Annotated in this window: 25 protein-coding genes and 1 pseudogene; 18 read left to right on the top strand and 8 right to left on the bottom strand. The window is 65.0% G+C overall.

All coding sequences use genetic code 11. The annotated features are described in order from the left end of the window. Positions 1-66 precede the first annotated feature (66 nt). Entirely contained in the window at positions 67-273 is a 207-nt protein-coding gene (locus QCE63_RS14765) for a hypothetical protein (RefSeq protein ID WP_309833995.1), read from the bottom strand. Positions 274-386: 113 nt separating this feature from the next. Next, positions 387-1,085: an MgtC/SapB family protein gene (locus tag QCE63_RS14760; RefSeq protein WP_404990125.1), complete on the bottom strand. Its 699-nt coding sequence runs from the start codon at positions 1,083-1,085 to the stop codon at positions 387-389. Between the two features lie 262 nt (positions 1,086-1,347). Here QCE63_RS14760 and QCE63_RS14755 point away from each other — a divergent pair, with 262 nt between their 5' ends. From QCE63_RS14755 to QCE63_RS14730, 6 genes are read left to right on the top strand one after another with little or no spacing between them, the layout of a single operon-like run. Further along, positions 1,348-3,144 (top strand): thiamine pyrophosphate-requiring protein, encoded by a 1,797-nt coding sequence (locus QCE63_RS14755; RefSeq protein ID WP_309833993.1) that lies wholly within the window; start codon positions 1,348-1,350, stop codon positions 3,142-3,144. A gap of 3 nt (positions 3,145-3,147) precedes the next feature. Then, positions 3,148-4,254, top strand: a complete 1,107-nt coding sequence (locus QCE63_RS14750; protein ID WP_309833992.1) for an enolase C-terminal domain-like protein — start codon at positions 3,148-3,150, stop codon at positions 4,252-4,254. A 17-nt stretch (positions 4,255-4,271) separates the two neighbouring features. Then, positions 4,272-5,183: a hypothetical protein gene (locus tag QCE63_RS14745; protein ID WP_309833991.1), complete on the top strand. Its 912-nt coding sequence runs from the start codon at positions 4,272-4,274 to the stop codon at positions 5,181-5,183. Next, a complete protein-coding gene (locus QCE63_RS14740) occupies positions 5,180-5,824 on the top strand; it encodes a gluconate 2-dehydrogenase subunit 3 family protein (RefSeq protein WP_309833990.1) in 645 nt (214 codons plus the stop codon). The genes QCE63_RS14745 and QCE63_RS14740 overlap by 4 nt, the downstream gene beginning before the upstream one ends. Beyond that, positions 5,814-7,457, top strand: a complete 1,644-nt coding sequence (locus tag QCE63_RS14735) for a GMC family oxidoreductase (RefSeq protein ID WP_309833988.1) — start codon at positions 5,814-5,816, stop codon at positions 7,455-7,457. Before QCE63_RS14740 ends, QCE63_RS14735 begins: the two co-directional genes overlap by 11 nt. An 18-nt stretch (positions 7,458-7,475) precedes the next feature. Further along, entirely contained in the window at positions 7,476-8,072 is a 597-nt protein-coding gene (locus QCE63_RS14730) for a ParB/Srx family N-terminal domain-containing protein (RefSeq protein WP_309833986.1), read from the top strand. On the opposite strand, the gene QCE63_RS14725 is transcribed toward QCE63_RS14730, so the two are convergent. After that, positions 8,050-8,940 carry a lipopolysaccharide biosynthesis protein gene (locus QCE63_RS14725; protein WP_309833984.1) on the bottom strand — a complete coding sequence of 297 codons (891 nt, stop codon included), beginning with the start codon at positions 8,938-8,940 and terminating at the stop codon, positions 8,050-8,052. The genes QCE63_RS14730 and QCE63_RS14725 overlap by 23 nt on opposite strands. 22 nt (positions 8,941-8,962) lie before the next feature. On the opposite strand from QCE63_RS14725, the gene QCE63_RS14720 reads away from it, so the two are divergent. From QCE63_RS14720 to QCE63_RS14690, 7 genes are all read left to right on the top strand, one after another. Beyond that, positions 8,963-9,103: a hypothetical protein gene (locus QCE63_RS14720; RefSeq protein WP_309833983.1), complete on the top strand. Its 141-nt coding sequence runs from the start codon at positions 8,963-8,965 to the stop codon at positions 9,101-9,103. Between the two features lie 489 nt (positions 9,104-9,592). Beyond that, positions 9,593-10,561 carry a cytochrome c oxidase subunit II gene (gene coxB, locus QCE63_RS14715; protein WP_309833981.1) on the top strand — a complete coding sequence of 323 codons (969 nt, stop codon included), beginning with the start codon at positions 9,593-9,595 and terminating at the stop codon, positions 10,559-10,561. Further along, entirely contained in the window at positions 10,558-12,534 is a 1,977-nt protein-coding gene (ctaD, locus tag QCE63_RS14710) for a cytochrome c oxidase subunit I (RefSeq protein ID WP_309833980.1), read from the top strand. The genes coxB and ctaD overlap by 4 nt, the downstream gene beginning before the upstream one ends. Beyond that, the gene (locus tag QCE63_RS14705; protein WP_309833979.1) at positions 12,531-13,145 is read left to right on the top strand and encodes a cytochrome c oxidase subunit 3; all 615 of its coding nucleotides are present in this window, start codon (positions 12,531-12,533) and stop codon (positions 13,143-13,145) included. Before ctaD ends, QCE63_RS14705 begins: the two co-directional genes overlap by 4 nt. Continuing rightward, entirely contained in the window at positions 13,142-13,561 is a 420-nt protein-coding gene (locus QCE63_RS14700; protein ID WP_309833977.1) for a hypothetical protein, read from the top strand. The genes QCE63_RS14705 and QCE63_RS14700 overlap by 4 nt, the downstream gene beginning before the upstream one ends. 4 nt (positions 13,562-13,565) lie before the next feature. Next, positions 13,566-14,873, top strand: coding sequence for a cytochrome c (locus QCE63_RS14695; RefSeq protein WP_309833976.1), 1,308 nt, complete (start codon positions 13,566-13,568; stop codon positions 14,871-14,873). Then, a complete protein-coding gene (locus tag QCE63_RS14690) occupies positions 14,827-15,288 on the top strand; it encodes a PIG-L family deacetylase (protein ID WP_309833974.1) in 462 nt (153 codons plus the stop codon). Before QCE63_RS14695 ends, QCE63_RS14690 begins: the two co-directional genes overlap by 47 nt. Here the strand turns inward: QCE63_RS14690 and QCE63_RS14685 are convergent. Together QCE63_RS14685 and QCE63_RS14680 are read right to left on the bottom strand one after the other, a co-directional pair. After that, positions 15,269-15,814 (bottom strand): annotated as a pseudogene (locus QCE63_RS14685) (ABC transporter transmembrane domain-containing protein); the annotation flags it as partial. The gene QCE63_RS14690 and the pseudogene QCE63_RS14685 sit on opposite strands and share 20 nt — an antisense overlap. Next, positions 15,814-16,089 carry a hypothetical protein gene (locus QCE63_RS14680; protein WP_309833972.1) on the bottom strand — a complete coding sequence of 92 codons (276 nt, stop codon included), beginning with the start codon at positions 16,087-16,089 and terminating at the stop codon, positions 15,814-15,816. The gene QCE63_RS14680 and the pseudogene QCE63_RS14685, both read right to left, overlap by 1 nt. Before the next feature lie 148 nt (positions 16,090-16,237). On the opposite strand from QCE63_RS14680, the gene QCE63_RS14675 reads away from it, so the two are divergent. The 5 genes from QCE63_RS14675 to QCE63_RS14655 all read left to right on the top strand — a co-directional run bounded on the left by QCE63_RS14675 (position 16,238) and on the right by QCE63_RS14655 (position 19,446). Further along, complete coding sequence (locus tag QCE63_RS14675; RefSeq protein ID WP_309833970.1) at positions 16,238-16,495, top strand: hypothetical protein; 258 nt, start codon at positions 16,238-16,240, stop codon at positions 16,493-16,495. Between the two features lie 44 nt (positions 16,496-16,539). Continuing rightward, a complete protein-coding gene (locus tag QCE63_RS14670) occupies positions 16,540-16,809 on the top strand; it encodes a hypothetical protein (protein WP_309833968.1) in 270 nt (89 codons plus the stop codon). Positions 16,810-16,975: 166 nt separating this feature from the next. Continuing rightward, positions 16,976-18,112 (top strand): glutathione-independent formaldehyde dehydrogenase, encoded by a 1,137-nt coding sequence (locus tag QCE63_RS14665; protein WP_309833967.1) that lies wholly within the window; start codon positions 16,976-16,978, stop codon positions 18,110-18,112. Between the two features lie 36 nt (positions 18,113-18,148). Continuing rightward, a complete protein-coding gene (locus tag QCE63_RS14660) occupies positions 18,149-19,015 on the top strand; it encodes an SDR family oxidoreductase (RefSeq protein ID WP_309833966.1) in 867 nt (288 codons plus the stop codon). A 137-nt stretch (positions 19,016-19,152) separates the two neighbouring features. Then, positions 19,153-19,446: a hypothetical protein gene (locus tag QCE63_RS14655; RefSeq protein ID WP_309833965.1), complete on the top strand. Its 294-nt coding sequence runs from the start codon at positions 19,153-19,155 to the stop codon at positions 19,444-19,446. Positions 19,447-19,452: 6 nt separating this feature from the next. Here the strand turns inward: QCE63_RS14655 and QCE63_RS14650 are convergent, their stop codons facing one another. The 3 genes from QCE63_RS14650 to QCE63_RS14640 form a co-directional block, all read right to left on the bottom strand. Beyond that, positions 19,453-20,466, bottom strand: coding sequence for a chemotaxis protein CheB (locus QCE63_RS14650; protein ID WP_309833963.1), 1,014 nt, complete (start codon positions 20,464-20,466; stop codon positions 19,453-19,455). A 75-nt stretch (positions 20,467-20,541) separates the two neighbouring features. Beyond that, positions 20,542-24,693, bottom strand: a complete 4,152-nt coding sequence (locus QCE63_RS14645) for a CheR family methyltransferase (protein ID WP_309833962.1) — start codon at positions 24,691-24,693, stop codon at positions 20,542-20,544. 279 nt (positions 24,694-24,972) lie between these two features. Next, positions 24,973-25,617 carry a recombinase family protein gene (locus tag QCE63_RS14640; protein WP_309833960.1) on the bottom strand — a complete coding sequence of 215 codons (645 nt, stop codon included), beginning with the start codon at positions 25,615-25,617 and terminating at the stop codon, positions 24,973-24,975. Positions 25,618-25,774 lie beyond the last annotated feature (157 nt).

Here is a 25,774-nt window from a genome sequence, read left to right as displayed (position 1 = left end):
AGGATGCGCGCAACGAGAGGGACATTACGCGCCTTCAACACGGTATGCCGCAAGGCGTCACGTCATTCAGGTTCGAGGTCGGGAGGCGGCGGTGGAACGGGCCGTTCCTTCGGCGGCTTCGACTGCCGGCGCATGCGGAGCCGCAGCCTGTTCGAACACGATCCCCATTGCGATGTATTCAGTTTCCGTTGACCCGCAGGCCGGACAGATGCCATCGTTCAATGCATCGTCGGAATAGATGAGCTTGTTGCACGCAGCGCAGCGGATCAGCATTTCGACTCCCGACGATTCGAATCAAAACTACTTTGTTATACGCCATAGCGAAGCAGCTTCCAATTGTTCGATAAGCTAGCGTTCCGTTCTCTTCGGCGGCACGCGCCTTCATTTCATCTCACAAGATTCCATTCGGATTCCGAAGCCCCGGCCGCTAGTGCAGCTTCATTGAAGGCGGGAAGAACAGGTTCGTCGGGGCGTCCATGCCAGCGTACGTTGAACTTCTCCTCGATCAGCCCATCCGCCGCCTTCACTGATCCAGCCACGCTGGACAGCGTGCAACCCGACATCCTCAATGCTTCAGCAAGCGCTTCACGCGAGAAGCGTCCGCGTTGATAGGTGATGTGCAGGTCGGCTTGATTCTCTCGCGGTATGCGTACTTCGAGCGCCTTGAGAAACCACAGCACGACGATGCCAAGCACGAGTCCGGTCACGCCGAGCGCCAGTTGACCGCCGCCGAACAGCAGACCAATCACCGTCACGAACCAGAGCGTCGCCGCGGTCGTCACGCCCTTGACGAGGCCGTCCTTGCGCAGGATCGCACCCGCGCCAATGAAGCCGACGCCGGACAGAATCCCGAGCGGCAAGCGCATCAGGTCGAGCGTGGCGAACGATTCCGGCGTCTTGCCCGCCTGAAGCAGCAGCGCGTTGACCTGAAGCATGGCGAGACAGGCGGCGAGGCACACGAGCAGCGTGGTGCGCAAGCCGGCCACCTTGCCCGACTCGCCGCGATTGAAGCCGATCAGAATGCCGGCCAGCACTGCGAGCGACACGCGCATGCACACGTCGGTCCAGTGCAATGTCAATGGCATGAGCGCCATATGGCCTGTCCTCGAGTCATTGTTGGCAAACGCGCTGGACGAGGGACGCCTGGTCGCGCCGTGGATCTGACCAGCGTCCAGCAATCGTCGATCCCGTATGCACGCGGCATGCGCGCATCGCCAGCTTTCCAACCTCTTTCCATCGTCGAACAAGCCGCCGACAAACGCTCCGTCGGCATGCCGTTTGCGCTGCACGGCTTGTCTGCGCGTTCAATACGCCGCGCTTGCTTCATGACCTTCCGGAGAGCTTCCCATGACGACCACCGTCGGTGATTTTCTGATCGACCGCCTGCATGCCTGGGGCGTGCGCCGCATTTTCGGCTACCCTGGCGATGGCATCAACGGCGTGTTCGGCGCCCTCAATCGCTCGAAGGGCAAGATCGAATTCATCCAGGCGCGCCATGAGGAAATGGCCGCCTTCATGGCATCGGCGCATGCGAAGTTCACCGGCGAACTCGGCGTGTGCATCGCTACTTCAGGACCGGGCGCGGCGCATCTGATCACCGGTCTCTATGATGCGCGCCTCGATCACATGCCCGTGCTCGCGATCGCCGGGCAACAGGCGCGCGCCGCGCTCGGCGGTCACTACCAACAGGAAGTCGATCTCCCCGCGATGTTCAAGGACGTCGCCGGTGCGTTCGTGCAACAGGCGAGCGTGCCCTCGCAGATCCGGCATCTGGTGGATCGCGCGGTGCGCATCGCGCTGTCCGAGCGCAAGGTGACCGCGCTCATCCTGCCCAACGACCTTCAGGATCTCGACTACGAGCCGCCCGGCCGCAAGCACGGTACGCTGCATTCGGGCGTAGGCTATCGCGCGCCGAAGACCGTGCCCTATGACGACGATCTGAAGCAAGCAGCCGACGTCCTCAACGCCGGCAAGAAGGTGGCGATCCTCGTCGGCGCGGGCGCGCTCGACGCCACCGACGAAGTCATCGCCGTGGCGGACAAGCTCGGCGCGGGCGTCGCGAAGGCTCTGCTCGGCAAGGCCGCGCTGCCCGACGATCTGCCCTTCGTGACGGGCTCCATTGGCCTGCTTGGCACGGAGCCGAGCTACAAGATGATGATGGAGTGCGACACGCTGCTCATGATCGGCTCGGGGTTTCCGTATGCCGAGTTCCTGCCGAAGGAAGGTGCGGCGCGCGGCGTGCAGATCGACCTCAAGGCGGACATGCTGAGCATCCGCTATCCGATGGAAGTGAACCTTGTCGGCGACAGCGCCGAGACGCTGCGCGCCCTGCTTCCGCTGTTGCAGCAGAAGACCGAACGCGGCTGGCGCGAGGACATCGAAGGCTGGCTGGCCGACTGGTGGAAGACGCTGGAGAAGCGCGCCATCGAACCCGCCAAAAGCGGCGTGAATCCGCAGCGCACCGTGTGGGAGCTGTCGCCGCGCGTGCCGGCGAATGCGATCGTCACCAGCGACTCAGGCTCGGTCGCGAACTGGTATGCGCGCGACCTGAAGGTGAAGCGCGGCATGCTGTGCTCGCTGTCGGGCGGGCTCGCTTCGATGGGCGCGGCCGTGCCCTACGCGATCGCCGCGAAGTTCGCGCATCCGGAGCGGCCCGTGATCGCGCTCGTCGGCGACGGCGCGATGCAGATGAACAACATGGCCGAACTCATCACAGTGGCGAAGTACTGGAAGCAATGGAGCGATCCGCGCTGGATCTGCATGGTGCTCAACAACGAGGATCTGAACCAGGTCACGTGGGAACAGCGCGTGATGGAAGGCGATCCGAAGTTCGAGGCGTCGCAGGACATTCCTTTGGTGCCTTATCACAAGTTCGCGGAGTTGATCGGGCTGAAAGGCATCTACGTCGATGACGCCGAGCGCATGGCCGCCGTATGGGACGAAGCATTGGCCGCGGACCGTCCGGTGGTGATCGAAGTGAAGGCCGACCCGAATGTGCCGCCGCTGCCGCCGCACATCACGGTGCAGCAGGCGAAGGCTTTCGCGACCACACTGATGAAGGGCGACCCGAGCCAGGCCAACGTGATCGTCGATACGGCGAAGCAGGTGCTCGGCGCCGTGTTGCCGGGGCATAAGGGCAAGTGATCCATGCATCTGTCCAAGCGTGAGGCGCCGATCGAGACCATTCGGGCGCGCGCCTACACCATTCCCACCGACAAGCCCGAAGCCGACGGCACCTTCACCTGGGACGCGACGACGTTGATCGTCGTGGAGATCGTGGCGGCGGGCAAGACGGGCCTCGGCTATACCTACAGCGATGCGAGCGTCGTGAAGATGATCGAAGCCACGCTCGCGCCTGCGCTGCGGGGCGAGGACGCATGGCACATCGACGCCCTGTGGCAGCGCCTGCAACAGCGCGTGCGCAACATCGGTCGCTCGGGCGCCGCAGCAACCGCGATTTCCGCACTGGATTGCGCGCTGTGGGACGTCAAGGCCCGCCTGCTCGACATGCCGCTTGCGCGTCTGCTCGGCATGGTGCGCACACGGGTGCCGCTATATGGCAGCGGCGGCTTCACCACCTATAGCGACGACGAGATGCGCGAGCAACTCACGCGCTGGGTGCATGAGGACGGGTGCCGCTGGGTCAAGATCAAGATCGGCAGCGAGCCTGCGCGCGATCCGCATCGCGTGGCGGTGGCGCGTGAGGCCATCGGCGCGCCGGTGGGCCTGTTCGTCGATGCAAACGGCGCGCTGACGCGCAAGCAGGCGCTGCATTCCGCGCAGATCTTCGCGGAGCAGGCGGTCGAATGGTTCGAGGAGCCAGTGTCTTCGGACGATATCGCCGGGCTTGCCTCGCTGCGCAGCGTGCTGCCCGCGCGCATGGAACTGGCGGCGGGCGAATACGGCTACACGTTGGACGACTTCCGCGTGCTGCTCGACAACGCGGCGGTGGATGTCCTGCAGGCCGACGTGACGCGCTGCGGCGGCGTCACCGGTTTCCTGCGCGCGGCCACGCTGTGCGATGCGTTTCATCTCCCGCTCTCGGCGCACTGCGCACCCGCGATGCATCTGCACGTCGCCTGCGCCGCACCGCGTCTGCGGCATCAGGAATGGTTCCACGACCACGTGCGCATCGAGCAAATGTTGTTCGACGGCGCACCCCGCGCGCTGGACGGCGCCATCACGCCGGACCTGTCGCGGCCCGGTTGCGGGCTCGAATTCAAATATACGGATGCACACCGGTACGCGGTGTGAAGCACACGGGGCACGGCATGAAGCAATTCACGGCAGGCAATCTGGCAGTGGCGGCCGGACTCGCTGCGGCGGGCGCCGCGTTCATCGGCATGAGGTCGAACCGGCGCGCGGCGCCTGTGCAGACACATATCGACACGGCGCGCAGTTTCAATCGCAGTTCAGCGCTGCTCGCGCTCTCCGTGCTTGCGGACAGCGCGATGGAACATTACCGCGGCTCCTATGACAACCCGGCGATGGTCACGCCGCTCGTGGTCTCCGCGCTGTCGTTGCTCGCAGGTGTGCATGGCGGACGCGATCACGAGCCGCAGCGGCATCCGGTGCGCGATTCGGTGTATCTGGGCGCAGCGCTCGCGGGCGTCGCGGGCACCGGCTTCCATCTGTACAACATCACGAAGCGTCCCGGCCAGTGGAGCTGGCATAACCTCTTCTATGCCGCGCCCATCGGCGCGCCGATGGCGCTGCTGCTGTCGGGCGCTCTCGGCGCGGTCGCGGAGCGCCTGCGCGACCAACCGCAACACGAGCCGCGACTCTTCGGCCTGCCCGCCGGGCAGGCGCTGGCGCTGCTGACGAGTGCGGGACTGATCGGCACAGTGGGCGAAGTTGCGTTGCTGCATTTTCGCGGCGCGTTCCAGAACCCCGCCATGTATGCACCCGTCACCATTCCGCCGCTTGCCGCCGCGCTGCTGCTGCACACCGCGCTCGCCGCGCCGCGACCGCGCTGGTTCACCCGGCTCTGGCTGCGCATGACGGCGGCGCTCGGTGTTATCGGCGTGGGCTTCCATGCGCGCGGTATCGCCCGCAATCAGGGCGGCTGGCGCAACTGGAGCCAGAACCTGTTCAACGGTCCACCGTTGCCCGCGCCGCCGGGCTTTTCCGCGCTCGCGCTCGCGGGCCTTGCCGCGCAGCGTTTGCGGGAGACCGAGCGATGAACCTGCCCCGTTATCCCGGTTATGACGTGACGGACAAGCGTGAAACGCCGTCATGGGACGAGGTCACGCGCGGTGTGATCGGCGAACGGCTCGCAACGCCGGCGGGGCCGCGCTTCCTCGATGCAGTCGAATGGCGCGCGCTGACAGCGCTGTGCGCGTGCATCGTGCCGCAGGATCATGAACGCGAACCCGCGCCGCTGCCCGCGCTGATCGATGCGAAGCTCGTCAGGGACGCCGGCGATGGCTATCGCGACGCCCGTCTGCCGATGCTGCGCGACGCGTGGCGCATCGGTCTCGCCGCGCTCGACGCGGAAAGCCGCGCGCGCCATGAACTGCCGTTCGCGAGCATCGACGCAGCCTGGCAGCGGGCGCTGCTGCTCGACATGCAGCACGGCACCCTGCACAGCGACGCGTGGCGCGGCATGCCGCCCGCCCTGTTCTTCGCGATGCGCGTGCTGCACGACATCTGCGGCGCGTACTACTCGCATCCGCGGGCATGGAGCGAGATCGGCTTCGGTGGCCCGGCGAATCCACGCGGCTATGTGCGCATGGTGTTCGACCGCCGCGATCCTTGGGAAGCCGTCGAAGCGAAGCCCGGCACGGAAGCGCGTGCGCTGAAGGAGAATCGCCGTGTCCGATGATCCGCAACAGGTCCCGCGCGGCAAGCATGGCCGCGCGCCCGATGTCTTCCATCAAGGCGCATGGCTGCCGATGCGCGAATACGATGAAAGCGAGGAAGTGGACTTCGCGATTGTCGGGACGGGCGCAGGCGGCGGCACGCTGGCCTGCCGTCTCGCCGAGAAAGGTTTCAGTGTGGTGGCCTTCGACGCGGGCGCGTGGTGGCGTCCGCTCGAAGAGTTCGCCTCGGACGAGACGCATCAGTCGAAGCTCTTCTGGACCGACGAGCGCATCTGCGACGGCGACGATCCGCTTCGCCTCGGCAACAACAACAGCGGCCGCGCGGTGGGCGGCAGCACCGTGCACTTCGCGATGGTGTCGCTGCGCTTCCGGCCGGAGTGGTTCAAGGCGCGGTCGCTGCTCGGCTATGGCGCGGACTGGCCGCTCGACTGGCGGGAAATGTGGCGCTATTACGCGGAGGTCGAGCAGGCGCTGAAGATCGCGGGCCCGGTGACGTATCCGTGGGGGCCGAAGCGGCCGCGCTATCCGTATCGACCGCACGAACTGAATGCGGCCGCGCTCGTGCTCGCGCGAGGCTGTGAGGCGCTCGGCATGGACTGGACGCCCACCCCGCTCGCCACGCTCTCCGCGCCGCGCGGCGATGCCCATCCGTGCGTGTATCGCGGCTTCTGCGTGTCGGGCTGCGCAACCAACGCGAAGCAGAGCGCGCTCGTCACGTGGATACCGCGCGCCGTGCAGGCGGGCGCCGAGATCCGCGATCTTGCGATGGTCGGCCGCATCGTCATGGGCGACGATGGCCGCGCCCGGGGCGTCGAGTATTTTCGCGAGGGTCGCTGGCGGTTTCAGAGGGCACGCAACGTCGTGGTCGCAGGCTATGCGATCGAAACGCCGCGCCTGTTGCTGATGTCCGCCACCGACCGTCATCCCGACGGCCTTGCCAACAGTTCGGGCCTCGTCGGCAAGAACCTGATGGTGCAATTGAACCAGGCCGCGTGGGGCACGATGGAAGAGGAAGTGCGCTGGTACAAGGGCCCGCCTTCGCTCTCGATGACGGAGCACTGGAATTACGAAGACAAGGGTAAGGACTTCTTCGGCGGCTATTGCTACATGAGCCAGGGGCCGCTGCCGGTGGCATGGGCCTCGGTGCAGAACGGGCGCGGGCTGTGGGGCCAGGCGCTGGTCGACGAAATGCGCAAGTACAACCATCAGGCGGGGCTGAAGATCGTCGGCGAAACGATGCCGCAGGAGCGCAACCGCGTGACGCTCGCCGACCAACGCGACCAGTACGGCCTGCCGGTTGCGCGCGTCACGTATTCGCTCTGCGACAACGACAGGCGGATGGTCGCGCATGCGCTCGGCACCATGAGCACCGCGCTCGAAGCCGCGGGCGCACGCGAGGTCTGGCGACAGGATGACGATACCTGTCATCTGAACGGCACCGCGCGCATGGGCGATGATCCCGCGACGAGCGTCGTCGATGCCGACTGCCGCAGCTGGGATATAAAAAACCTGTGGATCTGCGACGGCTCGGTGTTTCCGACCGTCGGCGGCGTGAATCCGTCCCTGACGATTCAGGCCGTCGCGCTGCGCACGGCGGATCGCATCGAGGCGCTGGCGGCGCGCGGGGACCTTTGATCGAAGGGAGAGCACGCGATGAACACGCTCGACATCGACTGTCTGCGTCCCACGCAAATGACGCATGGCGAACGCCAGATCAGACACAAAGCCGAGGCTTACCGGGCGCTGCATGCGCGCGACCTGAAGATGGCGATTGCAGAGAAGCCCATCGCCATCGTGCTGGGTCCTGATGAAGCGCCGTATGTGATCGACCATCATCATGTCGCGGGCGCGCTGCTGGGCATCGGTGTAACGCGCGTGCCGTTCGTGCTGCTCCGTGATTTCTCGTCCCTTTCATCTGCCGAGTTCTGGCTGACGCTCGAAAACCGCTCATGGACTTATCCCTACGATCCCGCGCGCCGCCGCGTCGCGTTTGAGGACATGCCGCACCGGTTGACCGATGCGCAGAACGACGAATTCCGCAGCCTCGCCGCCTTCGTGCGTGACGCGGGCGGCTATGACGAGACCGATGTCCCGCTCGCGGAATTTCGCTGGGCGGACTTCTTCCACGCGCGTCTGCCCTTCCCCGCGAGCGACGCGGAGTTCGACGCCCTGCTCCAACCGGCGCTTGCATTGGCCCGCAGCCCGAAGGCCGCGGGCCTGCCGGGCTTCATAGGGGATGCGCGGCGATGAAGTTCTTGAACGCCGCATACTCCGGCTTCTGCGTCGTGCCGTCGTTCAGCATGACGCCGTAGGGGCCCTGACCGGTCGGCGGGTCGTCATAAAGCTCGTACATCTGCAACGACTCGATATCGTATTGCGGCGCGATGGAAAGCAGCGTGCCGAGCATGTCACTGGACAGGAACGTCGCGGCCTGATCCGGCGTGCCGGGAAAGTCCGGACGGATGCCGACTTCGTTGATCCAGATCGGCTTGCCGAACGACTTGAGCGTGCCGATCACGTCATAGCAACCGGAGCCGCCGCACGCATGGCGCATGTCGCCCTGTTCCGAATACCAGTGCCACGCGGTGATGTCCCACGTCACGACGGGATGTCCGCCGGTGCCGTCCGGCTGCGTGCCGCTGGCGAGCATCTGGTCGAAGCCATAGTGCATCCAGGTATTGCCGCCGATGATGATCTTCCCCGCCGGATCCACCGACTTGATGCCGGCAATCATCCCGCGAATGATGCCGCGCGCGATCTGGAAGCACGCGTTGTCGTAGTCGGTGCTGTGCACGCCGTCCACCCAGCCGACGAGACATTGCGGCGCCAGTTCGTTCGTCACTTCGTAGTACGCGTACTTCTGCACCCCGACAATCTGCTGCGCCAGCGTGTACGACTTCTGATAGGCGGTGTCTTCGTCGGTGAAGTCCTTCACCACTTGCAGCAGCACCGGATAGACGGTCACGCCGGAGGGCAGCATCATCTGCGCGACGCTCGCGAGCTTCACCGCATCGGCCTGGCTTGAAACATCGTTGCGATACATCGAGACGTTGAGATCCTTCAACTGCGCAAGCTGCTGTTGCGGGCTGGAAATGGCGTAGGCGTCGGCAGCGTTCACGTGGCCGTTCATGCCGTAGAAGATGCTGCCGGCCGGTGCGATCACGGCTGCGGGGGCGCTGGCGGTCGTGCTGGCCGCATCGCTGGCGGCGGTGGGCGAAGACGCGGGTGTAGCTGAAGATGCAGGCGTGGCGGACGAAGCCGGCGTGGCAGAGGCCGTCTGATTACCGTCGTTGCTTCCGCCACCGCCACCGCATGCGCTCAGCGCTACGGTGACGGCGGTCACGCATGCAACCGATAACGATGGAATGCGACGAGTTCGTTTTGGAATCAGAAGAGCCGTGAACTGGAAAGCGGTAGAAAGCAGAAGTGTCATGCGCATGAGTGAAGGCGGAAACCTCTTGAGGGCGGTGTATGAAAGCGCCTGACGGACGCCTATTCGACTGAAGAAAGGACACTCGCGGTCCGTCGCATGGGAGCCTCATACATCAGAGAAGTTCAACTAATCCCGTGTAGAAAAGGCACCGCGCGGTGGTAAGCGAATCGTTGGGATCACGGATTGCTGAAGGTGGACAAACACCAGACTCAACGTCATTGAGTTCACCACATTCACTTTTGCCGGGAGACGGCTGCGAATGCCTGCCACGCACCACACGACCCATCGTGCCGGGCGGCTCATTCGCAACACTCGCGCCGCGTCAGCAGGGCTCCTTATGCTCGCCTGCCAGGCAAACGCCCACGCCGATGCACCGCTGAACTACTTCCTGCACGCCGATGGCCCCGCCGCCGCACCCACCATGCGACTCGGCTGGGCGCTTGGCGCGTTGACCGTCGTCGTCGCGGTGATCGTCAGCGTGCTGCTGATCGGCGGCATCTTGCGCAAGCGTCCGCCGCCCACCGAACACGACGCCCGCCACGTGCAGGGAGAAGGCGGCGGGCTGCACTGGGTGTGGATCGGCACGGCGATATCCTCGGTCGCCCTGTTCGCCGCGCTCGCCTATGTGCTGGTCACGCTGGAATCGGTGGCATCGCCGCACCAACCGCCCGCGCTGACGCTCTCCGTGACTGCCTATGACTGGTGGTGGAAGATCGACTATGCCGGCGACCCGGCAGTGACCACGGCCAACGAAATTCATATCCCTGTCGGCGAGCCGGTGAAGATCGAACTGCGCAGCGCGGACGTCATCCACGCGTTCTGGGTGCCGCGTCTCGCGGGCAAGACCCAGACGATCCCGGGCGTCGTCAACGAGCAATGGATCCAGGCCGACAAGCCGGGGATCTATCGCGGGCAATGTTCGCAATTCTGCGGGGCACAGCATGCGCACATGGCGTTCGAGGTGATCGCCGAGCCGCGCGCGCAATTCGATGCCTGGTACGCGCAGCAGGCTCTGCCGCACGACGCGTCCACCCACCTGAGCGCCGGAGCCAGGCTGTTCGACGACAAATGCGCGGGCTGCCACGCCATACGCGGTTCCGATGCGAACGGCAAGCAGGCGCCCGATCTCACGCACTTGAATTCCCGCAGGCTGATCGCAGCGGGCCTGCTGCCGAACACGGCAGAGAACCAGCTCGACTGGATCCAGCATGCGCAGCGCATCAAGCCGGATTCGCTGATGCCCTCGATTGCGCTCAGCCCGGCGGACGCCGCCGCGCTGTCCGCCTACCTTCGCACACTGCAATGACCGAAGCCGCCACCTCTCCTCCGCCGTTGCGGCGCTCGCTCAAGACAGGCCGCATCGAACCCGGCAGCGCCGACGAACGCGCCCTGCGCGCACTGTGGGAGACGCCGCCTGGCTGGCGCGGCTTCTTCTCGACGGTCGATCACAAGAGCATCGGCCTGCGCTATCTCGTCACGGCATTCGCGTTCCTGCTGGCGGGCGGCGTGGAGGCGCTCGTGATGCGCGTGCAGCTCGCGCGGCCCGACGCGACACTGCTCACGCCCGAGCAATACAACCAGCTCTTCACGATGCACGGCGTCACGATGATCTTTCTCTACGCGCTGCCCGTGCTGTCCGGCTTCTCCAACTATCTGTGGCCGCTGATCCTCGGCGCGCGCGACATGGCGTTCCCGCGTCTCAACGCGCTGTCCTACTGGATCTTCCTGTTCGCCGGACTGTTTCTCTACGCGAGCTTCCCGTTCGGCGAAGCGCCCAATGCGGGCTGGTTCAACTATGCACCGCTCGCGGGACTCACCTACAACACCGGTCCCAACATCGATGTCTATGCGCTCGGCATGGTCCTGCTCGGCATCTCGACCACAGTCGGCTCGATGAACTTCATCGTCACGTTCATGCGCATGCGTGCGCCGGGCATGTCCATCGACCGCGTGCCGGTGCTCGTTTGGGGCACGCTCACCGCGTCGGGCGGCAATCTGCTTGCCGTGCCATCGGTGAGTCTCGCGTTTTTCCTGCTGTGGCTGGACCGGCGCATCGGCACGCATTTCTTCGACGTGATGAACGGCGGCCGCGCGCTGCTCTGGCAGCATCTGTTCTGGATCTTCGCGCACCCGTGGGTCTACGCGGTCGTGCTGCCCGCCATGGGCATCGTCTCCGATGCACTGCCCGTGTTCTGCCGTCGTCCGCTGGTGGGATATCTGCCCGTCGCGCTCTCGACGGTGGCCACCATGGTCGTCGGCTTCGTCGTCTGGATCCACCACATGTTCGCGACCGGCATTCCGGCGCTCGCGCTGTCGTTCTTCGGTGCGGCCAGCATGGTGATCGCGATTCCGAGCGCGGTCGCCACTTTCGCGTGGATCGCAACCATCTGGACCGGCAGGCCGGTGTTTCGCGTACCGTTCCTGTACTTCGCGGGCTTCGTGTTCCTGTTCGTGATCGGCGGACTGTCGGGCGTGCTCACCGCCGCCGTGCCGCTCGACTGGCAACTCACCGACACGTATTTCGTCGTCGCGCACCTGCATTACGTGTTGCTGGGCATCAACGTGTTTCCGGTCATCGGCGGCATCTACTTCTGGTTTCCGAAGTTCACCGGACGCATGATGAGCGAACGCATCGGACGCATCGGCTTCTGGATCTTGTTCGTGGGCTTCAACGTCGCGTTCTTTCCGATGCACATCGCCGGTCTGCTCGGCATGCCGCGCCGCATCTACACGTATGCGCCCGACATGGGCTGGAACACCGTCAACATGATCACGTCGATCGGCGCATTCGTGTTCGCGGCCGGCGTGCTCGTGTTCATGTGGGACTTGCTCTACAGCCTGCGACGCGGGCCGGTTGCCGGAGACAACCCCTGGGATGCACCGACGCTCGAATGGGCCACCTCGTCGCCGCCGCCGCCGTATAACTTCGCCGTCGCGCCGCGCGTGGCGAGCCGTCATCCGCTATGGGAAGCGCGCATTTCAGGCCGCGCGCAATCGCAGCTTGCACACGGCTATGTGCTGAATCAGGGGCGCGAGGCGCTGGGCACCACTGTGCTCGATGGCGACCCCGACGTCATCCTCAAGATGCCCGAAGACTCATATGCGCCGTTCTGGCTGGGCGTCGCCTCGCTGCTGTTCTTCGCGGGGCTCGCTTTACAGGCGTGGTGGTTCGCGGGCCTCGCGCTGTTCGGATGCGGCGCGGCGATCGTCGCATGGCTGTGGCCGCAACGCGAACTTGGTCAGCGCGACGATGCGCCTCACGCGGAGGCCGCATCATGAGCGAACTCGCGGAAGCCTTGCCGGAACGCGCGAACCTGCCCGTCGGCAGTCCGGGGCAGCGCTCGGGCGGCTGGTGGGGATGTCTCACGCTGGTTGCGACCGAAGCCGCGTTGTTTGGCTATCTGATCTTCTCGTATCTCTATCTCGCCTCTCAGACCACGGAACGCTGGCCGCCCGAAGGCATGCCGAAACTCGGGCTCGGCATCGTGAATACCGGCATTCTTGTGACCAGCAGCGTGTTCGTCTGGGCCAGCGAGCGCTTCGTGCGCCGTGGCCGGCGCGGCATGGGCGTGCTGATGCTCGTCATCGCGATTGCGCTGGGCGCGGCGTTCGTCGCGATCCAGATGAAGGAATGGGCCGATCATCCCTACGGTCTGACGACGCACCTGTACGGCTCGCTGTATTTCACGATCACCGGCTTTCACATGATGCACGTGCTGGTGGGGCTGATCGTCCTCGCCTTCCTGCTGCTGTGGACCGCGCTCGGTTACTTCGACCGGGCGAGATCGGCGGCACTCAGTATCGGCGGGCTGTATTGGCATTTCGTCGATGTCGTGTGGCTCTTCATCTTCGCGACGCTCTATCTGTCGCCCTATGTGCTGGCGCGATGACATCCGGTCAACACCCCGCGCGCCCCGGTGGCCTCTCGCTGACGCTCGGCCTGCTGCTCGCGCCGTTCGCGTGGATGACGCAGACGACACTCGGCCAGACCCTGTCCGCGTGGGGCTGCTTTCCTCATCAACGGCCCGTGCATGCGCCCGCGCTGCCGTGGCTCGAACAAGGACTCGCGATGACCGCGCTGGGGGCGATGGTGATCGGCGGCGCGGGCGCCGTCATCGCGTGGCGCAACTGGCGGCGCACGGGGCAGCTTGCATCAGAGCTCAAACAGCAGGGCTCGATCGACCGGCATGCCGCGCGCGATGCCTTCGTTGCGCGTGCAGGCGCGCTGGCGAGTGCGCTGTTCGTGTTCGCGCTGATCGCCACCGATCTCGCGTGGCTGCTCGTCTCGCCCTGCGGAGGACGGTGAACTCATGATCCGTCGCCTTCTATCCGTTTGCCTGGCGTTGTTCGCGTGCGCCCCGTGGGTCCATGCGCGGACGCCGGACACGTCGCCGGGACTCGTCGCACGCGGCGACTATCTCGCCCGTGCCGCCGACTGCGCCGGCTGCCACACCGCCGCCCCGGTGCCGGGCAAGCCTCCACCGCATCCGTTCGCGGGCGGGCTGCCGATGGGCTCGCCCTTCGGCACCATCTGGTCCAGCAACATCACGCCCGATCCTGCGCATGGGATCGGGCGCTATAGCTATGAGGATTTCGCGCGCGCGTTGCGCAAAGGCGTGGCGCCGGGCGGCAAGCATCTTTACCCGGCGATGCCCTATCCATCGTTCTCGAAGATCAGCGACGACGACTTGCATGCGCTCTATGCCTACTTCATGCACGGCGTCGAGCCGGTGGCGCAGGCCGCGCCCGAAACGAAACTGCCGTTCCCGTTCAATCAGCGCTGGGCCCTGACCTTCTGGAATTTCGCCTTCGCGCCGGGCAAACCTTTCGTTGCCGATACGAAGCGCGACGTGCAATGGAACCGGGGCGCATATCTGGTGCAATCGCTCGGCCATTGCGGCGCGTGTCATACACCGCGTGGCCCAGCCTATGACGAACTCGGCTACACGGACGGGTCGCCGGCCTATCTCACAGGCGGCACCAACGATCACTGGCATGCGCCGAACCTGACCGGCCTGCAAGGCGCGGGACTGGGCCGCATCTCGGCGGCGGACCTCGCCGCCTTTCTCAAGACGGGCCATGGCGCGGGACTGGCCACCTTCGGCGCCATGGTGCAGGTTGTCGAGGACAGCACGCAGTATCTCGACAATCAGGATCTCGAAGCCATCGCCTCTTATTTGAAGAGCCTGCCTGCTCACGGCGAAGGGGGCACTTACGATGACCATTCGCGCGAAGCACGGCAGAGCGTCGCAGCGCTGCACACCGGCGAGCAGGAGCGGCCCGGCGCGGGACTCTATCAAGGTACCTGCGCGCGCTGCCATCAGGCCGACGGCATGGGCGTTCCGCTCAAGTATCCCCGTCTGGCCGGCAATCCGGCGGTGCTGTCGCAGAAGCCGGATTCACTCGTGCGGCTCGTGTTGCAGGGCGGACGCGCGCCGTCCACGGTACATGGCCCGGAACCGAAGAAGATGCCCTCGTTCGCTGACCAGCTCACCGACACGGAGATAGCCCGCGTGCTGACCTTCGTGCGCTCGACGTGGGGCAATAACGCGCCGCCGGTCACGACGCGCGATGTCAGGACGATGCGCGAAGCGGTGGGCGGCGGCTCGACACACTGAGCCGCGCGCCAAGGCACACCCAATGCGTTTGGTGAATGACCTGAACGACCGACACTCGATGATGCAGAAGCCTCCCCGACGCCTGCTCGTGATCTCCCCGCATCTCGACGACGCCGTTTTCAGTTGCGGCGCCCTGCTCGCTGCGGGAACCGATGCGTTGGTATGCACGGTGTTCGCCGGAACGCCCGAGATGCCGATGGTGACCGGCTGGGACACGGCGTGCGGTTTCAGCGATGCTCACCAGGCAATGGAAGCGCGTCGCGCCGAAGATATTGCTGCGCTGGAGATACTCGGCGCACGCGCCAGGCATCTCTCATTCCTCGATTCGCAATACGCGGATGACGAAGCGCAAAAGCGGCAAGCCATCGCCTCGTGCGCGGGGGCCGGGGGCGGACAATCAGTTGCACGCCAATGATGACCATGAACTCCAGCGAGTAGCTGCTGACCATCACCGCCACGACGGTACCGATCTCGATCAGCACCGGCACGATGGTGAACAGCGACGTGCCGAGCAGGAATCCCACGCCGTCCGCGCCTTTCTGGACATCGCGCACCACAGCGCCGGTTTCGCGCCTGGCGTGGAAGCGCGCGCCGAGCGCATGCAGATGCGCGAACGTTCGCTCCGTGAACGACGCGACGGTGCGTTGCGTGACAATGCTGAAGACCACATCGCGCGCTTCGTTGAGCACATCGCCGAGATAGCGCAGCAGCACGTAGGCGAGGATCAGGAAGACGGGAAAGATGACGCTCGATGCCGGGTGACTGAACTCGTCGATGACCCGCTTGAGCAGCAGCGGCACGGACACCACGGCAAGCCGCGCGCCGATCATCAGCACCAGTGCGGCCGCCGTCTGATAACGCCATGCCCATACGGCGTGCCACAGATCGCGGACGATGCGTCCGCGAACGCGCGTGCGTTCCCGGTCTTGCGCGGCCGGGATCACTCCTTCCAGTCCTTGCGATCGGCCGTTCCTGGACCGGATGCACCACGGTGCTGCTTCTTCACGCGTTGCTCTTCGGTTCGCTTGAGCGTGGCGGGATCGGTGCCGGACTGGCCCGCCGCACCTGCGCCGCCCGCGATGCCCGCGGACTTGCCGGCGCCATCGTCGCCGGGCGATTTATTGCCGGGCGGCGCGCCGTTTTGCTGGGCCGACGCGGCAGTCACGCATGCGCCTGTCAATACAACAATGAGCGCGGATTGCAGAACTCGCTTCATCGGCGTCCTCCCTGTTTGGCGACGAACGCGTATTCATCAGCAACGCGTGCGCCAGATGCAGAACAGCGCCTGAAAAGCCCGCTTTATTCATAGGAAGCGGGAGCGGCATATGCTTCCAAACAGATATACGCCTTTCATGGAGATGATCATGTATTCCCTAGGCGCGTATTTCCTCGAAATATTCCCTGAGTCGATTCCGGGGGACGGATGGACGGGCGTCGCGCGATTTTCGCGTCAAAGCGACTACAAGCGCCACGCTGAAGTCACCACGGTCACTTTCCATAGCCATATCTTCCAGCCGAGCCGACGCATGGTCGAGGGCGCCATCGCGGAATGGGCGCGCGAGTTCGTCACGTCGAGCAGCGACGTGCTCGAATCGTCCTTGCGGCTGGCGGGCAGAGCCTGATCGGACCCTGCGCGGCGCGGTGTAACATTGGCGATGGCGCGCTCGTGATCGACGCGCCGACGATCGACCTTATCGGATCGAGGCCCGCCATGAGTCATGAGCGCGTACTGAACGAACTCAACCGAATCAATCAGTTCATTCTCGAGGGCGAGATGCGCATCGAGGCGCAGCGGCAGCGCATCGACTGGATCAAGGACGTCGGAGGCGATGCCGGGGATTCCGAAAGGCTCCTGCTTAACCTTATCTCCAGCTCCAGTGCGCTGGCTCGACTTCGCATAACCGTCCTGAACGAGCTTCAATCTCCGGAAGACTGAACCGCCTGGTTCCCGGTCACGCATCCGAAGCACGCTCGCGTGCTGTCGGCGCGGTCGCCCATACCCTCTTTTGCGGCTGTTCCACGCACGCTGGAACACCCAATGCTGTTTGATGTCACCACCGCGCAAGCGAAGTGTTCATCGAACCTCAACATTGGAGCCGTGAATGAAAGCCCTCGTCTATGAAGGACCGCGACAGGTCGTCGTCAAGGACATGCCTGACGCACGCATCGAACAGCCCAATGACGTGATCGTCAAGATCACCACCACCAACATCTGCGGTTCCGATCTGCATATGTACGAAGGCCGGACGAACATGGAAACCGGCCGCATTCTCGGTCATGAAAATCTCGGCGTGATCGTCGAAGCCGGTCCGGGCGTCACACGCGTGAAGGTGGGCGACCGGGTGTGCCTGCCGTTCAACATCGGCTGCGGCTTCTGCAAGAACTGCGAGAAGGGCCTTACCGGTTTTTGCCTCACGGCCAATCCCGGCATGGCTGGCGCGGCTTATGGCTTCGCCGGCATGGGCCCGTATAGCGGCGGTCAGGCCGAATACCTGCGCGTGCCGTTCGCGGACTTCAATTGCCTGCTGCTGCCGCCCGATGCTGTCGAGAAGGAGAACGACTACGTCATGCTCTCCGACATCCTCCCGACCGGCTATCACGCGACCGTGCTCGCGGGCGTCGAAGCAGGCGACAGCGTCGTCATCTACGGCGCGGGGCCGGTGGGGCTGATGGCGGCGATGTCGGCGAATCTCAAGGGCGCGTCGAAGGTGATGGTGGTCGATTCGCATCCGGACCGCCTGAAACTCGCGGAGCGTCTCGGCGCCATTCCGATCGACGACAGCGACGGCGGCGGCGTGGACCGCGTGCTCGAACTCACCGGCGGCGAAGGGGCCGATCGCGGTTGCGAGTGCGTCGGTTATCAATGCACCTGTCAAGGTCATGAAGTGCCGAATCTCACGATGAACAACCTCGTGAAGTCGGTGCGCGCGACGGGCAGCATCGGCGTGGTGGGCGTGTTCGTCGCGGAAGACCCGGGTTCGCCCGACGCGTTGATGAAGAAGGGCCAGCTCGCGTTCGACTTCGGTTCGTTCTGGATGAAGGGTCAGTGCATGGCGACGGGTCAGGCCAACGTCAAGGCATACAACCGCAAGCTGCGCGACCTGATCGAAGCAGACAAGCTGAAGCCGTCGCAGATCATTTCGCATGAACTGCCGCTCGAACAGGCGCCCGAAGGCTATCGCAACTTCGACGAACGCCGTGAGGGCTGGACCAAGGTCGTTCTGAAGACCGCCGCCTGATTCTTCCGACCACGCAACCTGCACAAGGAAACCGACATGACCGACAAGGACTATCCGCGTCCGCCGATGCCTCAACAGCAGCAGGAGAACCGTCCCGGGCACACCGGTCCGATGAACCCGCAGCCGGATCATGGCGAAGCCAGCTATACGGGCAGCGGCCGGCTCGCCGGGAAGATCGCGCTGATCACCGGCGCGGACAGCGGCATCGGCCGCGCGGTGGCGATCGCGTATGCGCGTGAAGGCGCGGACGTCGCCATCGCGTATCTGAACGAACATGCGGACGCCGAGGAGACCGCGCGCCTCGTCAAGGATGCAGGCCGGCGCACGCTGCTGCTGCCTGGCGACATCACGGACCGCGAGCATTGCAGACAACTCGTTGCCAAGACGGCAGAGACGTTCGGCCGTATCGACGTGCTGGTGAACAATGCGGCGTATCAGGCTACCTACGACAAGCTGGAAGACATCAGCGACGACGAATGGGACAAGACCTATTCGACCAACATCGGCGCGATGTTCCGCATCACGAAGGCGGCGCTCGCGCACATGAAGCCGGGCAGCGCCATCGTCAACACCACGTCGATCAACGCCGATTCGCCCAATCCCGGGCTGATCGCCTACGCGAGCACCAAGGGCGCGATCCAGAACTTCACGGGCGGCCTCGCGCAATTGCTGGCGGAGCGCGGCATTCGCGCCAACTGCGTGGCGCCGGGGCCAATCTGGACACCCTTGATCCCTTCGACCATGCCGCCATCGAGCGTCGAGAACTTCGGCAAGCAGACGCCGATGAAGCGCCCGGGCCAGCCCGCTGAACTCGCCGCTGCCTACGTCATGCTCGCCGAGGACGATGCAAGCTATATCTCGGGCGCGACCATCGCGGTGACGGGCGGCAAGCCGATCATCTGATAGCGGCACCGCGATTGCTTTTAAAAGGATGTGACACGCTCCGCGCACTGGCGCGGGGCCTGCGACTTGAAGGAGCGAGCGTGAGCGCTCGGCACACCATGCAATCCGACGTCTTGAAGATGGCCCAGGAATCAGGAATGACGATTCTGCTCGAAGGCAGGATCGGGCATCAGGAATATACGAGCGTCAGCGGTTCGGCGGAAGCGCTGCAACGCTTCGCACACGACGTGCGAGCCTCATTGCAGGGACGCCCGCACCGGCAAGGAAGACGGGCGCGCGCCGCACGGCCGCTCAGCATGAATTCACTGGTGACCGCGCGCATGCGCGAGCGCATCGCGGCCGGGCAATACAGCGGCGCGACGGCAAGGCGGCGTTGCGCGTTCAGGCGGCGCGCGGCAAGCATTCGATGCATGGCGCATCACGCTCGCTGAGCGTTCTCACTCGCGCGGTGCGGGCAAAGAAGAGATCGTATGCACTGCCGCACGCAAGAGTTCCGCCAGCCCTTCCGCTTCATCGATACGCGCTTGTTCAATTGCGATCTGATCCTTTTCGCCGGCGCGCTCGGCCCATTGCTGCCGTTCGCGGGCAAAGATGACGCGCTCGTGAACCGCCCGAATCGCCGACCAGACGGCCTCCTCCGAACGCGATTCAATGCCTTCGGCCAGCGACAGGCCCGTGAACGCATGCCCCGTATGGCAACGGTAGCGCAACGGGCGATCGTGGCGAACGCGCCACAGCGCCCCGCCACAGTCCGGACACGTCAGCGCGGAGCGTTCGCCCACTTCATCGAGTGCATCGAGGTCGGCCAGACCGCTGGACGCAATGACCGCCTCTTTCTCATACACCGGTTTGTTGGCCTGCACGTTCGCCGGCGCCTCGCCCGACGGCTCGCCTTTCATGGCCGACTGGATGCACTTCGCCAGATCCCGCTCCGTGCACAGCCTGTCCGCGCCGGTGGCTTCGAGCGCGGCCTGCGGCATGCCGGTTGCCTCGCAATCGTCGGGATCCTGTACGATGGCGAAGCCGCGTTGTGCACGGATGTTCGCGAGTCCCACCGCGCCGTCGTCGAGGTCGCCGCTCATCACCACGCCGATCACACGAGCACCGTATTCGATCGCGGCGCTGCGGAACAAGGGATCGACGGCAGGCCGCGCAAAATTTTCCTTGGCGCTGTCATTGAGCCACATGCGACCTTTCGACAAAACAAGATGCCGATCCGGCGGCGCGATGCAAACCGTGCCGCGCTCGATGGTCTCGCCGTGGCCGGCATAACGTGCCGGCAGGCGCCCCCATGCCTTCATCAGTTCGGGCAGCACGCTGGCATGACGCCCGATATGCAGCACGATGAACAGCGCCGCAGGCAGGTCAGCGGGCAGCTGGCTGATGAGTACCTTGAGCCCCTGGAAGCCGCCTCGCGACGCGCCGATCACCACAATGTCCCGTTCCGCCATATTGCCTCCTTGCTTCAGGAGAGCAGCAATTCGCGGACCGGGACGCGGCCTTTATCTGCCAAAACAAGGCATGCGTTATGAACGCCCCGCGGCCAGCAGCGTGTCCAGCGTCTGCAGCAGGTCCGGAAGATCGACCGGCTTGCTCAGGTGCGCATCGAAACCCGCCGCACGCGCGGCGCGCCGGTCCTCGTCCCGCCCGAACGCGGTCACCGCGACGGCCTTGAGGCCGACCAGGGTGGGATCGGTGCGAATCCTTCTGATCAGTTCGTAGCCGTCGATGCCCGGCAACTGGACATCCGAAATCAGCACGTCCACCTGGCCTGCCCGAAGCTGTTCCAGCGCCTGCTCGGCGCTGGTGACGGTTTGCACGCTCGCCTGTTCCAGTTCGAGCAGCGCCGCGAACGAAGCGGTCGCCTCGACGTCGTTGTCGACAAGCAAAAGGCGCGCGCCCGCCACCGGCCGAGCACGGTCTTCCTGCTGCTCCGGCGACGCGTCCTGATGCGCCGCACCCGGCAGCCACACCGACAGCGTGGCGCCATGTCCCACGCCGTCCGAAAGCGCCTCGATGCGCCCGCCGTGCATCTCGACGAGCTGCTTCGCGAGCGACAGTCCGATACCCAGGCCGCTCGACGTGGGATTGCGTCCACTCTGCCGGTACATCTCGAAGATATGCGGCAGCGCCGACGGATCGATGCCTTGCCCCGTATCGACGACATCCACACGCACCATGCCGCCCTCGCGCTCGATGCGAATGTCGATGGAACCGCCGCTATCGGTGAACTTCAGTGCATTCGACACCAGGTTCCAGAAGATCTGCTCGCTGCGCACGGCGTCGGCGAAGGCGTAGACCGGCTCGCCCGGCGTGCTCATGCTCAGGCGGATGCTGCGCTGCGCAGTTTCGCTCTCCGTGGCCTCGGCGATGCGCGCCAGTACGGCGGCAATATCCAGCGGCGCAATGGACAACGCCAGCTTGCCCGTGCGCACCCGCGAGAGGTCCAGCAGATCGTCGATGATCTGCGCCTGGCCGCGCACCGCGCGCTTGATGGAATCGGCGGCTTCGCGCACCACTTCGATGCCGCGCGTCTCGGGCAGGCGCGGCAGGATCTCCGCCTTCATGCCGATCAGGTTGAGCGGATGCTTCAGCTCATGCGACAGCACCGCGATGAAGTCGTCCTTCAGCTGGTTCGAGAGCGTTTCCTTCTTGCGCTCCGCATGTTCGTGCGCGAGCGCCTCGCGGTTCGCATCCTCGCGCAGCTTGCGCTCGGTCAGGTCGCGCACGATCTTCGCGAAGCCCGTGAACGACGGGTCCGAGATCGGCGTCACCACGCCGCTGCAGTACACCCGGCGCTCGTCGCGCGTGATGTGCCAGCGGTCGTCGTCGGCGCGGCCTTCGCGCGCCGACACCTCGCGTTCGCGCGCCGGAATGTGCGCCTTGCGGTCGACCGGATCGTAGATCAGCGCGATGTTCTTGCCGACCACTTCCCGCTCCGTGAAACCGAAGATGCGCTCCGCCCCCGCATTCCACGTGACGATCACGCCGTTCGGGTCCTGCAGGATGATCGCGTAGTCGTTGGTGGACTGCGCGACCAGCCGCAGGCGCTGCTCGCCGATGCGCGCCGATTCCTCAGCCAGATGCCGCGCCGTGATGTCGATCAGGGTCAGCACCGCGCCGTCGATGCGGTCGTCCGCCGTGCGGTACGGCAGCAGGCGCATCAGGTACCACTTGCCGTCCGAGCTTTCCACTTCGCGCTCGATCAGCTTGAGGGTTTCGAAAGCTTGCTTCACGTCGTCCGCGAGCGACGAATAGCGCAGCGAATGCGTGATGTCGAAAAGCGAGCGGCCAATGTCCACGTCGATCAGCTTGAACACGTGCGTCGCGCTTGTGGTGAAGCGCTTGACGCGGATCTGCTTGTCGACGAAGACAGTGGCGATCTCGGTGGAGGCGATGATGTTCTGCAAATCGTCGTTGGCCTTCGCCGTGTCTTCCACGCGCGCCTGCAGTTCCGCATTGACCGTGGTCAACTCCTCGTTCACCGATTGCAACTCTTCCTTGCTGCTTTCGAGTTCCTCGGTCGCGGAGCGCAGTTCCTCGTTGATCGCCTGCAATTCCTCGTTCGAGGCCTTCAGCTCCTCGACCGTGGTCTCGTGCTGCTCGATGGTCGTCGCGAGCTGCTCGCGCGTGTGCTGGAGTTCGCGCTCCAGTTGCATCAGCAGCGGATCCTGGCCGCGCTCTTCGGGCAAGCCTTCGTCCGCCATATGCTCCTGCACTTCGTCGAACAGCACGAGGAAAAAGTCTGCGTTCACGCCCGTGTCATGGAACGGTCGGACGGTCATATTGACCCACACGGTACGGCCCTCCTGCAACAGCTTGACGCGCCGCGCCTCGACACTGCCACCGGTCTGGTGCGCGCGGAACAGCGTCGTGCGCAAATCGAGCCGCAGTTCGGGCAGCACGAGCGCCATGATGTTCGAGGACAGCTCGCCGCCGCCGTGCCGCAGGAAGCGGCCGGCCGTCGTGGAGAGATGCACGATGTTCGAGTCGCGATCCACGACCACGCTCGGCGGCGCATATTCCTCCAGCACGCGCTGATGCAGCGCGGCGAAGGAAAAACTGCGGCGCTCGGGCGTCTCGGGTCCGGTGTGCGAATGCGACGGCGTAGCCACAACCGAAAGATCCTCGCGCGGCATGACGTGGCTGGGCCCGAGCGACGGGAACGCCACCAGCGGCTTCACGCGGTTGAGCACCGTGCGCGCGCGATAGATGCGGCTCTTCTTGTCGACGATGGTAAAGAGGTCGTCGGCGGTATCGGCGGATTCGGCCGTGCCGAGGAACAGATAACCGCCTGCGCGGAGCGCGAAGTGAAACAGCTCGAGCACCTGGCGCTGCACCGCACGGTCCAGATAGATCAGGACATTGCGGCACGAGATCAGGTCGAGGTGCGAGAACGGCGGATCGCGCAGCAGGCTGTGCGCGGCGAACAGAATGCGTTCGCGCACCGACTTCACGATCTGATAGCGCCCGCCTTCCTGCTTGAAGTAGCGGCGCAGAAAATCGTTGGGCACGTCGCTCGCAATGGAGCCGAGGTATGAACCGGAGCGCGCCTGCGCGATGGCGGGTTCGTCGATGTCGGTTGCGAAGATCTGGTAGGTCGCCTCGAAGCCCGCGATCTCGCGCGCCTGCGCCAGCATGATGGCGAGCGAATAGGCTTCCTCGCCCGTGGAGCAGCCCGGCACCCAGACGCGGATCTGCGCTTCGCTCTTGTTGGCGTCCAGCAGATGCGGCATGACATCGCGCCGCAGCGCGTCGAAGGCATCGCGGTCGCGGAAGAACTGGGTCACGCCGATCAGCATGTCCGCCAGCAGTGCCGTGGTCTCGTCCGGGTTGGCACGCAAATGCTCGCGATATTCGCTGATATCGCGCAGACCGTTCACCTGCATGCGCCGCTCGATGCGCCGCAGGATCGTGGCGCGCTTGTAGTGGCGGAAGTCGTGGCCGGTGCGCACGCGCAGCTGCATGAGCACGTCGGAGAGCGCGCGCTCGGCGCCGCCGACTACGGGCGAAGTCTCCTTCTCGGCAAGCTCCACGCCCTCCACGGCGGGAAGATGAATCTTCTTCGCGTTGGTCCAGAGGTCGAGCAGCTTTTCCGGCATCTCGGCCGCGGGCAGGATGAAGTCGACCTGGCGCGTGGAGATGGCATGCTGCGGCATTTCGGCGAAATGCGCGTCCTCCGGTTTCTGCGCGACGGTCATGCCGCCGCTCTCCTTGATGCGCGAGAGGCCTGCCGCGCCGTCCGAGCCCGCGCCAGACAGCACGATGCCCACGGAACGCGTGCCGTGCTCGGACGCCAGCGTGGCGAAAAAGTGATCGATCGTCGTGGGCGGGGCGTCCCTTTCGGCGCGGGCCACCGAGCGCAGCGAAGTCCCGGTCATCTCCACGTGCTGCCCGGGTGCGTTGATGTAAATGTGGTTCTTCTCGATGGTGGTCGGACCCGTCACCTGCCTGACCGGCATGTCCGTCACGCGCTGCAGCACCTCGTCGGCGAAACTCATGTGATCCGCCGGCAGATGCACGATCACGACGAACGCCATGTCCATCTCGGCGGGCGCGTTGTCGAAGAAGTTGAGCAGCGCCTCGATGCCACCCGCGGACGCGCCCATGCCGACGACGGCAAACTGCAAGGGCTCGATATTCGTGGAAGCTGGCGCCTGGGAACGGCTGCTCGTCATGTAGTCAGGCCCTCCGCCCGAAGCTTGTGTACTGATGGATTGCCCATGCTCGTTCGTATGGTGTCAATTTGGTTCATGCTGCCCAATGAATGTGCGTCCTGTGTCATCCACGTGCAGGCCTTGCTGGCGTCGCATTGCGATGATCGCCTGTGACTGGATTGTAGTGTACGTAACTTACCCTTTTCAGGCTGGCCGATGCGCGCATTCCCGTGGGTGCGCCGTTCTCAAAAAAGGAAGGCGCTTCCGGGAGCCCTGCAACCGGCCAGGCAACCACGTTTGCTACTTCGAGTCGTTGACGGCGAGCGGCCGGGGCAGCGCTTCCTCCAGCTGCGAGGCGTCCGGCGCCTGCCGGTGGGCGTTGCGCAGACGCATGATGGTCTGGCGCGACGTGTTGAGCGAGCGGGCAATATCCGTCACGGTACGGCCCGCGTCCAGGGAGTCGATGGCCGCCTGCTGCTGCGCCGGGGTAAGCGAACTGGGACGCCCTTGCGCGACGCCCCGTTCCTTCGCCGCGCTCGCGGCTTCGCGAGCGCGGCTGCGGCGCGTCACGCGCTCCAGGTCTTCGGCGAGCCGGAGCGCGTCGATGAAAGACTGCCCTTCGGCAGCACAGAGATTCTGCTTGCCATACGCGAGACACACCGCGACGACGCCGCGCCGCCCGAGTTGTTCGACGGTCGCGAGGACGTCGGAGACGCTGTTGCCGAGGCCAAGAAGCTGAGTGGTCACGAGCGTGTCGCCAGCCTGCAGCCGGCGCAGTGCGCGCTGGAAGGCAGGTCGCGCGAGCATGGGCGTCGTGCAACTGGAGCACTCCACGAACACCGCGCTCATGTCGACGAAATAACCCGCCGCGTCGATCTCGAAAAGATCGCGCTCGTGCGTGGGGACGCCTCTGCTTTCCTCGAATACATAGACGACAAGTGCCATGGCCTAACCTTCTCTCCGGTCGGATGATGGCGCGCGTAGTCGGGAAAGACCGCCGCCGATAAGTGGAGTATGGCAGTACGAAAGGCACCTTCAACGTACAAATCGCATCCGATCCGTACATCGCCGCGCGGACGGCGGCGTGGGGCCTTCACGCTGT

Source organism: Caballeronia sp. LZ065, from assembly GCF_031450975.1.
In the GTDB taxonomy this organism is placed as follows: Bacteria; Pseudomonadota; Gammaproteobacteria; order Burkholderiales; family Burkholderiaceae; genus Caballeronia.
Note: the sequence above shows the minus strand (reverse complement) of the source record. Positions and strands in the feature narration are given on the sequence as shown.